This is a genomic window from Acidovorax sp. 35-64-16, assembly GCF_002281195.1.
In the GTDB taxonomy this organism is placed as follows: domain Bacteria; phylum Pseudomonadota; class Gammaproteobacteria; order Burkholderiales; family Burkholderiaceae_C; genus Acidovorax; species Acidovorax defluvii.
Genome location: NZ_NCFM01000055.1, coordinates 1 through 13684 on the forward strand (window position 1 = coordinate 1; position 13684 = coordinate 13684).

Here is a 13684-nt window from a genome sequence, read left to right on the forward strand (position 1 = left end):
TCAGCCTCGCGATTGAGCGACGGAATCGCATTAAAGGTTTTGACTAAATAACCTTAGGGCTTATGAGTCAAAACTGGCCTTATCCCGGCTTGCCCTCGTGAGAACTGCGGCGCGGTGGACGCGCTGCTGCAGGCACATATCGGGCACGTGGTTGACCGTATTCGAGAACTTCAGGCGCTGGAAGCAGAGTTGCGCAGTTTGCAGCGGCAGTGTTCATCTGGTCATTTGGCCGGGGACTGCGGCATCTTGGGCGGTCTGGTAATTGCCGCGCGTCAACACAACCACATCCCACCAACCCCACCCATCGAGTCGCATCTGCCTGGAGTGCATCGCGAAATCGGTACCGGTACCAAACAGCGCGGCGTCAAGCACTGACTTACCAACCCTACCTTGACGCGCGCCGGCCGCCCGAGGGTGATGCACAGTCCGATTTTTTCGTGCCGCTGCTGTACGACGTGGCGACCAAAGATATCCAATGATGCCCCTCCCTGCTTGACAGCAACCCTCAGGCGCGGCGCGTGACCCCTTAGTTCCGGGTCAGCGGGTTTTGCGCGACATACACGTTGAGCGACTTGCCCGTGAATCCGGCTGGCGCGATCTTTGCCAGGTCCACGGGCCGGCGATCGAGCCCGTTGAACGTCCACGAGAACTCCTTGCCTTCGCTGCGGAACGTGACCGTATCACCGTAGGCAACGTTCAGGTGCCGGGCGGTTGAGACATCCACGACTCGGGCTTTGGCGGCCTGCTGAGCGGGTTGACCGTAGAACGATTGACCGTTGGCAAACGTGTCAGCTGCCATGGCAGACGCAGAGGCCATGCCGAAAATAATGGCCACCTGGATGAGGCGAGTCGAACGCATGTAGAGTTCCTTCTTAATGATGACCGCGCCGCCGATGTCGGCGCAGTGACGCCTTGGGGCGACATGAAGGACTCTAGCGATCCGTAACCAACAGATAGCGATCATCTGGATGACAAATTTGTCATCTGCAGCAGCGCGCAAGGTGCGTGTTTGTGCAGACCCAATGGGCTGAACTTCGCGGGCAGCTGGCTGCCTCATCGTCGGGCTATACGCATGTCTCGGTCACTGTAAAACCTGTGAACTTGACTCTGCACCCGCTACAGGGTTTTCAATAGCATCGGATCACAAGAAGGAAGAGGCGCAGGGAACGCGCGCACCGACTCAAGGCTTTGTCGATCGACGTGGGTGGCCGTGGAGATGACGCACCTGCCCATTGAGCGGCAGGCGCGCGTGATTGGGGCCGCCTGGCTGGACCAGCAGTTGATCGGCGCCGGTAAAGAGCTGAGCTAACTAGGGTTTGGCAGCGCGGCCAAGGAAGTACTACAGAAACGCGCCGACTTCCTGGCCGACTAGGGTCTGACCGAGCGGCGCGGGCAGCGCATCATCCTGACGCGCAATCTTCCGGCGACGCTGCGCAACCGCGAGCTGTCGCATGCCGCGAAGACATTGCCGCTGAAACCGGGCTGGAGCATCGGCCCCTCCCCGATAGGGAGCGCGTAGCGGGCATCTACCGGCGAAGCGTGATGCTCGCCAGCGGGCGCTACGCCATGCTCAATGACGGCCTGGGATTTTGCCTGGTGCCGTGGAAGCCGGTAATCGAGCAGCAGTTGGGAAAGCAGGTTGCCGCGACGGTGCGCGGCAGTGGGGTGGCATGGGAAATTGGGCGGCGGCCTGGGCTTTCCCGAGGTTAGTCAGGCCGACGCCAGAGATCTCAAAGGCTGGGTTCAGCATAATCCGCTGGAACCGCAACTGGGGGCGATCAACCCGGATAGTAGAGACGCTGACGCGCGTCGCGTTCGGCAGGTGACTCGTTCAGCATTTCGTTGATCACTTCCTGACGAGTTTTCCCTGGGCCCACATTAGGCACAGGCATTGGGTAGTTGCTCTCGCCATAAGAGAGGAGTCCTTGCTGCATGGCAGCCTTGGTTTCCGCGATAACCTGCTCTCGCGTCTTATCGCTCTTCCAGTGTTCCGGGTGAACGATGATGCCCTTTTCATTGTTGGCAGGATGCTCGTACGCTGCCGAAGCCATCCCTGGAAGACCCAGAGTGACCACTGCGGCCACTGCTGCGATCATGGAAGAAAGGGAGAGACGACGTTGAGTCATGGCTAAGGTCCTTATAGAAGTCAGTAAATTTTGCATCTCCCATGCCTTTGCCAAGCGATGATGAGATGTGTTCATCGTAGAAATCCTGACCCAACAGAACGCGGACAGCACGATGACTTTTCTGTCATCTTTTGCTGTTCTTGACCTTATCGCGGTGACAAGGCCCGACCATGAAGACATGGGAAAATATCCTGCATGGGAGTAAGTGCGATGGAGTCGCTTCGGTCAATTGCAGAACATCCAACCCGAAAACACGAACTCATAAATCAGAAAATCGATCCAGCCCCCCCTGAAGAAGCACAGTTCGGGCTCATGGATGCGTAAGTGGGATCACCGGCACCAGAGCTCGTTACAGAGCGCGGATTTCCATCCCGACAATCGTCACCCCGTTCTCTGACCATGCAACCGGCTCACCCTGGTGCATGCGAGCGATCGCGCCAACGATGGCCAAGCCGAGGCCATGGTTGCTTTGCCCATGGCTGCGAGCGGGATCGCCGCGGAAGAATCGATCAAACAGGTGCGGAAGTACCTCTGGATCGATGGTATCTCCGCAGTTAGCGACACGGATCAGCACGCGGTCCTCATCAGAAGGTTTGAAGGTGACCTGGACGATCGAGCCATTTTTTGCGTATCGGGTGGCGTTGCCTAGCAGGTTTGACAGGGCCCGGCGCAACAGCGGCACGTCAAAGGCACCATGGGCATCGCCCACCACTTCGGCGGTGAGACCGGCCTCGGCCAGCGCCGCCTCGTGGTAGTCCAACACGTCTGCAGCCATCGATGCAAGGCTAACTACGGGAGCGCGGCGTGCGCCCACGCCCCGATCCGCCTGGGACAGGAACAGCATGTCGTTGACAATGGCGGTCAGGCGATGTAATTCCTCCAGGTTGGAAGCTAGGACCTCTCGCATGTCCTCCTGTTCAGGGCGCCTTAGCGCCAGTTCATTGTTGGCAATGAGCGTGGCCAGTGGCGTGCACAACTCGTGCGCTACGTCGGCATTGAAGCCCTCCATCTGTGAGTAGGCATTTTCGATGCGTTCCAGGAGCGCATTGAACTGGTCGATCAGGGGCACGAGTTCAAGGGGTTGCTCTGCACCGTCGAGCCGGTGGTGCAGGTTGTCCGCCGACAACGCACGCGTCTGGCTGACCAGTCTTCGAACGGGCGCCAGGCCCAGGTTGACCAGGGAGAAGCCACCCAGCGAAACCACGATGGCCCCTCCGATGGCTGCCACCAGCAAGGTAAGTGCAAGCCGGTGCAGCAACTGGTTGTCCGTTTGGGTGTCCAACGATAACCGGACGCGCAAAACCTTGGAGGGGGGCTGGCCCGCAGTCTGTGCAACCTCGAACTGCCGTTGACGCCACACCGTCTTCGCATTCTGGTTGCGGGTGTGTGCGTAGAGCACGGCCCCGTCGCCCCGAGTCACTTCAAGCGACAGATCTCCGTGCCCCACCAGGAAATCGTCGAGCTTGTGCGCGAGGTCTTCTGACTTCCCGTGCTCTTTACCGTCCGCCAACAGGTGTCGAATGACATTCTCTTTTTGGGCCAGCGTGTCCTCTTGCCGATCACGGAAATTGAACTCGGTCACCAGATACACAGCCAGACAGACCAACCCGAGGCCGGCAAAGCTTTGCAGCGCCAGCCACCAGGAAAGCCGCTGGCGCAGTGAGCGATATTGGATCAGTGCATTCATTCCTTGCGCTCTTCCATGATGTAACCCATACCCCGAACGGTGTGAAGCAGTGCCTTCTCGAAGGGCGCATCGATCTTGTTGCGCAAGCGCCGGATGGCCACCTCCACCACGTTGGTGTTGCTGTCGAAATTCATGTCCCACACCTGCTCGGCAATCTCGGTGCGAGACAGTACCTCGCCGTTCCTTCGCAGGAACAGTGTCAGAAGCAGGAACTCCTTGGCGGTCAGCTCCAACTTCTGACCGCCGCGGAACGCCTTGCGCCGCACCACGTCCACGATCGAGATCGGCAAGGCGCAGTTGCGTGGGCTCTGCCGCATCCCGTGTGCCATGCGTGCGCCTCAGGAGCACCTGGATGCGTGCGTTAAGTTCGGAAAACGCGAAGGGCTTAACCAGATAGTCGTCAGCACCTGTCTGCAGTCCCAGCACGCGGTCCTCGACGCTCACCCTCGCTGTCAACATCAAAACGGGTGTCTGCCTGGATTTGCGAAAAGCGGTGAGGAGGCTGAAACCGTCGATCCCTGGGAGCATCGCGTCCAGCACCAGCAGGTCGTGCCCGCCTTCGAGGGCCATGTGCAGCCCATCCACGCCGTTGTGGGCTACGTCCACCACGTAGCCGACCTCTCCTAGTCCCTTGCGCAGGTACTCAGCAAGCTTGACTTCGTCTTCAATGAGCAAAATTTTCATGACGCCATTGTCGAAGCATGCGGGGTATTCAAATATTACGAATTTGTCATCTGGCTGTTGGTGTCTTGTCGCGGTTCGCTTTCTAAAGTTCATCTCGTGTCGCAAGGCATCGCCTAGGCAAATCGCCAAGTGCTTACCTGAACCCAGAGAAAAAACCATGATTGTTCGCAAACCCCTCGCGCTTTCCCTGATCGCCCTTGCCATCGCGGCTCCAGGTTTGGCGTCTGCATCCTCGCTGTATCACCCTGCAGATGGCGAAGTGGGATTTACCACCCATCCCGACCATTTCCAGAGCGCGATGTCCCGTGCCGACGCTCTTCAGGCGGTGACCGTCGCCCGTAAGGACGGCACACTGGCGATCATCGCGCGCGGTGGTGCTCTGCCTGTCAAGGCAATGAGCCCCTCCAAGACCCGTGAGCAGGTGCAACAGGAATACCTGAGCATGTCTGCCGCTGAAAAACAGCGTATGAAGGAACTGTACTCCGGCAGCTGATTTTCAACGCATCGCCTCTATCCAGAGTCTATCCTTGCTCACACGAAGACTTCATTGTCGCGTGCTAGAATCAAAAAATGCGCCGCTTGATAGCTGTTTTTATACTGGCATTGCTACCGCTCCAGTTCAGCTGGTCTGCGGTTGCTAGCTATTGCATGCATGAACGCGCTACGGCTCAGACACAACATGTGGGGCATCATGAGCATGAGCATGAGGCCAAAAGCGTGGTTGACCCAGCAGACAAGAACGGGCAAAACGCCGACCAGGTTGATTCCGATTGCTGGGTTTGCCATGGCGTCGGCATCGGCGTCTTCAACTTGTCCTATGCCAAGCAAGGCGGCTCTCATGACAGTAGTTTGGATGCCCAGCCCAGCGAGCGGTTGGCTTGTGTAACGCCCAATCCCCCTGACCGCCCTCAGTGGTCCGTCCTCGCCTAATCGGCGGGGTATCTCTCCTTCCTTCAGTCATTCGTGTCCGCCCCTCTGGCGGATGTAGTTGCGCGTGTCGCGGCTGTGATGAGTGACGAGTTGCCAAGCAACTGCACGGTTGCCACCCCACTGATTCCTTTGTGTTTTGAAATCACTGGAGAATCGAATGTTCAAGGGTATTTACCTTCAAGGAAAGCCGCAGGCATGGCGCGGCCGCAAGAAAATCGGGCTCGCAGCTAGCGCGGCGGCCATATTGCTGGCGGCGTCCAGCGGCGCTTTTGCGCAGGGCGTGTCGCAAGCACCAATCGCCAGCGGGCAAGCACCTCAGGCTGCCGCTACGGCTGCTTCCACGCCGCTGTCGCTGGCCAGGGCCATCGAGTTCGCTCTGGAGGGAAATCCCGAGGTGGCAGCTGCGATGCGTCAGTTGGAGGCGACCGAGGGTCAAGTGCTTCAAGGAAGCGCACGGCCCAACCCGGAGCTTGCCTACTCGCTGGAAGATGCGCGCTCCAAAACGCGCACGCAAAGCTGGCAACTCAATCTTCCCGTGGAGTTGGGGGGAAAGCGCGCGGCACGCACCAAGGCCGCGGAAAAGTCCCGCGAACAGGCGCAGGCCCAACTCATCGAACTGAAGGCCACGGTGCGGGCCAATGTCGCTGCAGCCTACTTCGATGTGCTGACGGCGCGGGAGCGCCTGGCGCTCGCGACGGACAGCACGGCGCTTGCAAAGTCTTCGACGGACACTGTTGCAAAGCGCGTGGCGGCCGGCAAGGTGTCGCCAGTTGAAGAGACCAAGGCGAGGGTCGCGGAAGCCGGTATCCGCGTTGAGCTCGCTCAGGCTGCGAGTGAACAGCGCAATGCCCTGTCCCGCCTTTTCGCGCTCATGGGACGGACCGACGTTCCTTACATCGTGCTGGAGGGCACGGCTGAAACCCTCCCTCCCGTACCCAACCTCGCCGAACTTCAGGCGCTGATTTCTTCTTCGCCTGCCGTTGTCCTGGCACGCGTCGAGGTGGATCGGCGCAAGGCCCTGACAGATTTGGAGCAAAGCAAGCGAGTGCCGGACGTCACCGTCAGCGTGGGCATGCAACGCAGCAACGAGACGCAGCGAAACGTTCTTCTCTTCGGCGTTTCTGTCCCTCTACCGGTGTTTGACCGCAACCAAGGCAATCTCCTTGAAGCACTCAAGCTGGAGGACAAGGCGCGAGATGAGCTGCAGGGCGCCACTGTGCGTCTGCACAGCGAAGTGGCACAGGCACGAGAGCGCCTTACCACGATCACCGCAGAGGTTCAGTCACTGCAGCAGGACGTTCTGCCCGGTGCTAAGTCGGCCTATGACGCCGCCGCCATTGGTTTCGAGAACGGTAAGTTCAATTTCCTGGAAGTGCTCGATGCCCAACGCACTTACTTCACCGCCAAATCCCAGTACCTCAAAGCCCTTGGCGAAGCACACCGTGCAGCGGCTGATATCGACCGCCTGCTCGGGGCCAGCATGGTTCCCGGCCTGATCGCAACGCAACACTGAGCATGACCATGAACATGAACTCCAGCAAATCCACCATCAGTAAAAAACACCTGATCGCCATTGCAGTAGTCCTCGCAATAGGGGTCGGTGCGGGAACCTTCATCTTGCAAGGTGGCGGCAAGCCCAAAGCCGCAGCCACCGAGGACGATGGCCACGGTCACGGCGGCCACACCGAGGCCAAGGGGCACGGCGACGGCGAGCACCATGGCAAGGGTGGCGAAAAGGGCCACGACGATGACAAGGGGCATGCCGATGGTGAACACCACGAAAAGAGCGAAGCCAAGGGCCCACATGGAGGTACCGTGTTCAAGGAAGGCGACTTCAGCTTGGAAGCGTTGTTGTCTGAAGACGGTGGCGAGCCTCGACTGCGAATCTGGCTGTCCGACAAAGATAAACCGCTGCCCCTGAATGCTGCAACGGTCACGGCAACTGTGAACCGCCCGACAGATGAAAAGCAGAAGCTGACGTTTACCACTGAAAAGGACAGTCTGGTCAGCCGCGAGATCGTTGCGGAACCCCACGCGTTCGACATCGAGATCATCGCGCAGACTGCCACAGAGCCCTTCATGTTCGTGATGAGCAAGGAAGAAGGAAAGATCGAACTGAGCGATGTCCAGATCAAGGCTGCATCCATCAAGGTGGACTCTTCGATCAAAGCCAACATCAAGACAGCGTTGCTCCTTCCCGGCGAGATACGCTTGAACGAAGACCGCACGTCTCACGTTGTGCCCCGGCTTGCGGGAGTCGTGGAAAGCGTCAATGCCAGCTTGGGTCAAGTGGTCAAGAAAGGACAAGTCTTGGCGGTGATCGCGAGCCCGACTGCTTCCGAGCAACGCAGCGAGCTGCAGACGGCCCAAAAGCGCTTAACGCTGGCAAAGACCACCTACGAGCGAGAGAAAAAGCTGTGGGAGCAGAAGGTGTCTGCCGAGCAGGACTACCTGCAGGCTAAGCAGGCCTTGAGCGAAGCAGAAGTTGCTGTCGCCAACGCCCATCAGAAGCAGAGCGCCATGGGGTTGTCTGCCTCGTCAGTATCTGGACTCAATCGCATAGAGCTGCGTGCGCCCTTTGACGGCATCGTCATCGAAAAGCACCTGAGTCTCGGCGAAGCCGTGAAGGAAGATGCTGCGGTTTTCACCATCTCGGACCTTTCCCAGGTGTGGGCCGAGATCAATGTTCCGGCAAAAGACTTACCAGCGGTGCGTGTGGGTGAAAAGGTCACGATCAAGGCCACCGCCTTTGACGCCTCCGCTACAGGCACTGTCGCTTTTGTAGGAGCGCTCATTGGCGAGCAAACCCGCACGGCAAAAGCCCGCGTGGTTCTTGACAACCCCAAGGGCGCTTGGCGCCCCGGCCTGTTTGTCAATGTTGAGGTGGTGTCCGAAGAAACGGTAGCGCCTGTAACCATCTCGGCCGACGCTGTCCAAAACGTCGGGGAAAAGCCGGTGGTCTTCCTCAAGGTTGATGGAGGCTTTCTCGCTCAACCCGTGAAGCTGGGCCGAAGCGATGGCAAGCGGGTCGAAGTCCTCTCGGGTCTCAAAGCCGGTATGCCCTACGCCTCGACCGGCAGCTTCGTCGTGAAGTCTGAACTCGGCAAGGGATCTGCCGAACACACGCACTGATCGCGGAGCGCATACATGTTTGAAAAACTCATTCGATTCTCGATCGAACAGCGATGGTTGGTGCTTCTAGCGGCCCTGGGCATGGCGGCGCTTGGCGTCTTCAGCTACCAAAAGCTGCCTATCGATGCGGTCCCTGACATTACGAACGTCCAGGTTCAGATCAACACCCAGGCCGCAGGCTACTCGCCTTTGGAGACTGAGCAGCGGGTTACATACCCCATTGAGACGGTCATGGCTGGCCTGCCAAACCTGGAGCAGACCAGGTCGCTTTCGCGGTACGGTCTGTCGCAGGTGACCGTCATTTTTAAAGACGGAACCGACATCTATTTTGCTCGCCAGCTCGTCAACGAGCGCATCCAGGAGGCGCGCGACAAGCTGCCTGCCGGCATCACGCCAGCGCTGGGGCCCATCTCGACCGGCCTGGGCGAAATCTATCTCTGGACTGTCGAAACCAAGGACGGGGCGAAGAAGCCCGACGGCTCGCCCTATACCGCGACAGACCTGCGCGAGATTCAGGACTGGATCATCAAGCCACAGCTGCGAAATGTTCCTGGCGTGACCGAGATCAATTCCATTGGCGGCTTTGCCAAGGAATACCAGATCGCGCCCATCCCTGAACGCCTGGCTTCTCTCGGCGTGACACTGCAGGATGTGGTCACTGCGCTGGACCGCAACAACGGCAATGTGGGCGCGGGCTATATCGAAAAGCGTGGCGAGCAGTATCTGATTCGTGCACCTGGTCAGGTGAAGTCGCTGGAAGACATCGGTAACGTGATCCTCAGCAGCGCCAACGGTGTTCCTGTGCGCGTTCGCGACGTGGCAGAAGTTGGCCTTGGCCGGGAACTGCGCACAGGTGCTGCAACAGACAACGGACGCGAAGTGGTCCTCGGCACGGTGTTCATGCTGATCGGCGAGAACAGCCGGACTGTCTCGCAGGCGGTGGACAAGAAGATGTTGGAAGTCAACAAGAGCCTCCCAGAGGGGGTGCACGCGGTGACTGTCTACGACCGTACCGTGCTTGTTGACAAAGCCATCAGTACGGTGAAGAAGAACCTGCTGGAAGGCGCGGTTCTGGTGATCGTGATCCTGTTCCTCTTTCTGGGCAACATCCGTGCCGCCATCATCACGGCAATGGTCATCCCCTTGTCGATGCTTTTTACCTTCACGGGTATGGTTCAGTACAAGGTGAGCGCCAACCTGATGAGCCTGGGAGCGTTGGACTTCGGCATCATCATCGACGGAGCGGTGGTGATCGTTGAGAACTGCGTACGGAGACTTGCCCATGCACAAGCGCACCACGGTCGGCCACTGACGCGGGCTGAGCGCTTCCATGAGGTGTTTTTGGCATCCCAGGAGTCAAGGCGTCCATTGCTGTTCGGACAGCTCATCATCATGGTGGTGTACCTGCCCATCTTCGCGCTGACAGGCGTTGAAGGGAAGATGTTCCACCCCATGGCATTCACGGTGGTCGCGGCACTGCTGGGCGCCATGGTTCTGTCGGTGACATTCATCCCCGCAGCGGTGGCCCTGTTCATCGGCAATCGGGTCAGCGAGAAGGAAAACTTCCTGCTGGGCCATGCCAAGCGCTTGTATGGTCCACTGCTCGACCGTGTCATGGCCGCCAAGGCGGTCGTACTGACCGCAGCTGCAGTTGCGGTGATCTTGTGCGGGTTGATCGCCACGCGTATGGGCAGCGAGTTTGTACCCAATCTCAATGAAGGCGACTTTGCGATCCAGGCGCTGCGCATCCCAGGCACCAGCCTTTCCCAGTCAGTCCAAATGCAGCAGCAAATTGAAAGGACCTTGAAAGAGAAATTCCCCGAGATCGAGCGCATCTTCGCCAGAACCGGTACTGCGGAGATTGCCTCGGACCCCATGCCGCCGAACATTTCGGACGGGTACATCATGCTCAAGCCAATGGCCGAATGGCCCGAACCTCGAAAAACCCGCGACGAATTACTCGCGGCGATTCAGGAAGTCACCGGGAAAATCCCGGGCAACAACTATGAGTTCTCCCAGCCCATTCAGCTGCGCTTTAACGAGCTGATCTCCGGGGTGCGCAGTGACGTAGCCGTGAAGATCTTCGGTGACGACATGGATGTCCTGAACAAGTCCGCAGAAGAAGTCTCCGCAATGCTGCAGAAGATTCAGGGCTCCTCTGAGGTGAAGGTTGAGCAGACGACGGGGCTTCCGATGCTCACCGTGAACATCGACCGCCAGAAGGCTGCTCGCTATGGTCTGAACGTTGCCGACATTCAAGACACCGTGGCCACCGCTATCGGTGGACGCGAGGCCGGCACTATGTTCGAGGGCGACCGCAGATTCGACATCCTGGTTCGTCTGCCTGAATCCCTGCGCAACGATCTCGAAGGGATGAAGCGCCTTCCTATCCCGCTGCCGCGTTCTGCCAATGGGACAGAGGCCAAAACGAACTTCATCCCGCTGGGCGAGGTAGCAACATTCGAGCTTGCTCCTGGCCCCAACCAGGTGAGCCGAGAAAACGGCAAGCGCCGCATCGTCGTGAGCACCAACGTGCGCGGGCGCGATGTGGGCTCTTTCGTCGCAGAGGCTGAGAAAGGCCTGGCCCAGATCAAGATTCCTACCGGCTATTGGACGAGCTGGGGCGGAACCTTCCAGAACTTGCAGTCGGCCACGCAGCGCCTGCAGATCGTCGTGCCGGTGTCCCTGCTGCTGGTTTTCGTGCTGCTGTTCGCTATGTTCGGCAACGTCAAGGATGGTCTGCTGGTCTTCACTGGCATCCCATTCGCTTTGACGGGGGGCATCCTGGCGCTTTGGCTTCGCGACATTCCGATGTCTATCTCTGCGGCTGTCGGCTTCATCGCGCTTTCTGGGGTGGCCGTGCTCAATGGTCTGGTGATGATTTCGTACATCCGCAGCTTGAGGGAAGGCGGTGTTGGTCTTGACGAAGCAATCCGTGACGGCGCGCTCACCCGGCTACGGCCGGTTCTGATGACTGCCCTGGTGGCCTCGCTGGGCTTCATTCCAATGGCCATTGCGACAGGCACCGGCGCTGAAGTCCAGCGTCCCCTGGCCACCGTGGTGATCGGCGGAATTCTCTCGTCCACGCTGCTCACGCTTCTCGTGCTGCCGATTCTTTACCGTCTGGCCCACCGGCCCGATGAGGAAGATGAGGACGTGTCCGCTGAGCCCTCGCATCCCCCAGACGTGTCCGCTCCCGTGTAGTTGTGAAAGGTCCCGCTCGCGGCGGGACCTCTCCTTTCCATAAATCTCGCTCCAAAGGAACTTTCATGAAATTCTCTCAAGTCCTCATCGCGCTCGCGGTATCGATCTCCGGCACGGCCTTCGCTGCCGATGACCACGGCCACGAAGCCAAGCCGATGCACGGGGGCGTCACCGCTCAAGCGAAAGATGTGGACTACGAGCTGGTGGCCAAGGCCGACAAGCTGCAACTGTTCATGCGCGACCACGGCAAGCCGTTTGACGTTTCAGGCATGACCGCGAAGGCCACTCTCCTGGCGGGTAGCGACAAGCAGGAAGTCCAGCTCCAGCCCGTGGATGGCAAGCTCGAAGCCGCCGGCAATTTCAAGGTCGCCTCAGGCACAAAAGCCGTGGTTGCAGTCTCGAAGGTTGGAAAGGCCGTGGCTTCCGTCCGCTTCACGCTGAAGTAGCGCGAACGAGATCGCAACTGCCATGCGGTATGGCCAAGTGGCAACTCCAAGTTTGGCAAGAACTCCCCGCACGAGGGGAGATGTCGCTGCGCGGGGTGCAGACGTCACCTACAGCCTTGGTGCGCGCCGCCCTGCGGAGAAAGCATGACGCCCGTCGGGTTCGGCGAGTGGAGTGATACATGTCTATGCAGCCGGTCCAGGACGGACTATTTACCAAACTGTTCTGGATATGGATCGGGTTGCTGATATCCGTGTTGGTATTCTGGAGCCTGCGTCATCTCTGGCTAAAGTATCACCCGCCGCTGGAGGTGCGAACAAAGCACAGCCGTCGCCTTGCAAAAAGACTGAGAGAGAATCAGGCGCTGCGCTTTCAGTCCAGATCACCCAAGAGGCCGCGATCTCGCGATCACCACTGAGTGGTACTGAAGGCCCCACCATATCGGTGCAGTAGCTTCGGCTGCTGATCGCAAAGGCCGACTGATTTCAATAGCGGTGCTTGGCTGCATGCAGTTTGCACCACAGCATCAAAAAATGAGGTCAAGACACCATGGCATTCAGACCCTATTGGATCGTGACGTTGTTGGCGTCGGCCGTGTTGACTGGGTGCGCGACTCCTGTCTACGAAGGCCGTTTTGCCTGGAAAGACGGTTGGAGGACCGGTGTCGTAACGCGGACCGGGCTCGACGAATTGACTCGAAGCAGGTACGAGTGGCAGTGCGGGTTCCCAGCACCTCGCCAATCCGTGGAGGACTTCGCGGTAGTTCGGTGGAAGGAAGTTGGCAGGGTTCTGAATTGAGATCGCGTTGCCCAAGACACTCACCCAGATGAAGAAACGCCTCGAAGAGGCGATGAGTGAAGCCCGCGAGGCCGAGGAAATCATTCCGCTATTGAAAGAGGCGATCACCAAGTTCGATCTTGTGCCGGATGACTTGTTTGAAATGGGTGCGGGTAGGTTCGGCACGAAATTGGCTCCGCGTAAGACCCTACAAAGAGACTCGCCTTCAGATAGCCAAACGGGTGTTTATCAAGACGCTGAGGGCAATACCTGGGCCGGAAAGGGCCGACGTCCCAGATGGTTGAACGAAGCCCTGGTGCGGGGCAAAACTCTTGAAGATTTTTTACCTCGAAGAAAGCGTCTGCAAAGCGCTAAGTAATTGGAGTCAAAGGGATTTTTGCCGTCGAATTCTGATTCTGCACAAAAACAGAGGTCACCCCGGGGTGGACATAACCGACTCGAAAGCAAACGAGTGTCCGGCCTGCAACGCGGTAACGGGGTGATCGTACTTTTCGTGCAAATTGGTGCGTTTTCCGCGCGAACCCTTTCCGGGCGCGGCTTGCAGCCTTGCTGATCGACCGAAATACGCCAAGTTAGGCCCGTGTTGGCGCCGACCGAAAACTGAGCCACTTTTGAGGGTAGTGCCGACCCAAAACTGAGCCAGGTGAACAACCTACTCTGCTGTTTTTTTGTGCAGCAG

11 protein-coding genes and 2 pseudogenes are annotated in these 13684 nt (G+C 58.7%); 9 read left to right on the forward strand and 4 right to left on the reverse strand.

Features of this window, described 5'->3' with window-relative positions; all coding sequences use genetic code 11:
• Window positions 1-81 precede the first annotated feature (81 nt).
• Window positions 82-375, forward strand: a complete 294-nt coding sequence (locus B7Y64_RS18070; protein ID WP_366522312.1) for a MerR family DNA-binding protein — start codon at window positions 82-84, stop codon at window positions 373-375.
• Between the two features lie 151 nt (window positions 376-526).
• Here the strand turns inward: B7Y64_RS18070 and B7Y64_RS18075 are convergent, their stop codons facing one another.
• A complete protein-coding gene (locus B7Y64_RS18075) occupies window positions 527-859 on the reverse strand; it encodes a CzcE family metal-binding protein (protein ID WP_161555628.1) in 333 nt (110 codons plus the stop codon).
• 345 nt (window positions 860-1204) lie between these two features.
• On the opposite strand from B7Y64_RS18075, the pseudogene B7Y64_RS18080 reads away from it, so the two are divergent.
• Window positions 1205-1710, forward strand: a pseudogene (locus B7Y64_RS18080) (DUF3363 domain-containing protein); the annotation flags it as partial.
• Window positions 1711-1778: 68 nt separating this feature from the next.
• Here B7Y64_RS18080 and B7Y64_RS18085 read toward each other — a convergent pair.
• The 3 genes and pseudogenes from B7Y64_RS18085 to B7Y64_RS18095 all read right to left on the reverse strand — a co-directional run bounded on the left by B7Y64_RS18085 (window position 1779) and on the right by B7Y64_RS18095 (window position 4497).
• The gene (locus tag B7Y64_RS18085) at window positions 1779-2126 is read right to left on the reverse strand and encodes a DUF4148 domain-containing protein (protein WP_114655492.1); all 348 of its coding nucleotides are present in this window, start codon (window positions 2124-2126) and stop codon (window positions 1779-1781) included.
• Window positions 2127-2475: 349 nt separating this feature from the next.
• Window positions 2476-3813 (reverse strand): heavy metal sensor histidine kinase, encoded by a 1338-nt coding sequence (locus B7Y64_RS18090; RefSeq protein WP_114655493.1) that lies wholly within the window; start codon window positions 3811-3813, stop codon window positions 2476-2478.
• Window positions 3810-4497 (reverse strand): annotated as a pseudogene (locus B7Y64_RS18095) (heavy metal response regulator transcription factor). Before B7Y64_RS18095 ends, B7Y64_RS18090 begins: the two are co-directional and overlap by 4 nt.
• A gap of 157 nt (window positions 4498-4654) precedes the next feature.
• On the opposite strand from B7Y64_RS18095, the gene B7Y64_RS18100 reads away from it, so the two are divergent.
• From B7Y64_RS18100 to B7Y64_RS18125, 7 genes are all read left to right on the forward strand, one after another.
• Entirely contained in the window at window positions 4655-4990 is a 336-nt protein-coding gene (locus tag B7Y64_RS18100; protein ID WP_114655495.1) for a DUF4148 domain-containing protein, read from the forward strand.
• Between the two features lie 77 nt (window positions 4991-5067).
• Entirely contained in the window at window positions 5068-5427 is a 360-nt protein-coding gene (gene czcI / locus B7Y64_RS19035) for a cation efflux protein, CzcI family (RefSeq protein ID WP_081739431.1), read from the forward strand.
• 157 nt (window positions 5428-5584) lie between these two features.
• Window positions 5585-6940, forward strand: a complete 1356-nt coding sequence (locus B7Y64_RS18105) for a TolC family protein (RefSeq protein ID WP_291324238.1) — start codon at window positions 5585-5587, stop codon at window positions 6938-6940.
• Window positions 6941-6948: 8 nt separating this feature from the next.
• Window positions 6949-8559: an efflux RND transporter periplasmic adaptor subunit gene (locus tag B7Y64_RS18110; protein ID WP_291324239.1), complete on the forward strand. Its 1611-nt coding sequence runs from the start codon at window positions 6949-6951 to the stop codon at window positions 8557-8559.
• Between the two features lie 15 nt (window positions 8560-8574).
• Complete coding sequence (locus B7Y64_RS18115) at window positions 8575-11763, forward strand: CusA/CzcA family heavy metal efflux RND transporter (protein ID WP_291324240.1); 3189 nt, start codon at window positions 8575-8577, stop codon at window positions 11761-11763.
• A gap of 65 nt (window positions 11764-11828) precedes the next feature.
• Window positions 11829-12209: a hypothetical protein gene (locus B7Y64_RS18120; RefSeq protein WP_291324241.1), complete on the forward strand. Its 381-nt coding sequence runs from the start codon at window positions 11829-11831 to the stop codon at window positions 12207-12209.
• Window positions 12210-13033: 824 nt separating this feature from the next.
• Window positions 13034-13363 (forward strand): H-NS family nucleoid-associated regulatory protein, encoded by a 330-nt coding sequence (locus B7Y64_RS18125; protein WP_114655501.1) that lies wholly within the window; start codon window positions 13034-13036, stop codon window positions 13361-13363.
• The last annotated feature ends 321 nt before the right edge of the window (window positions 13364-13684 follow it).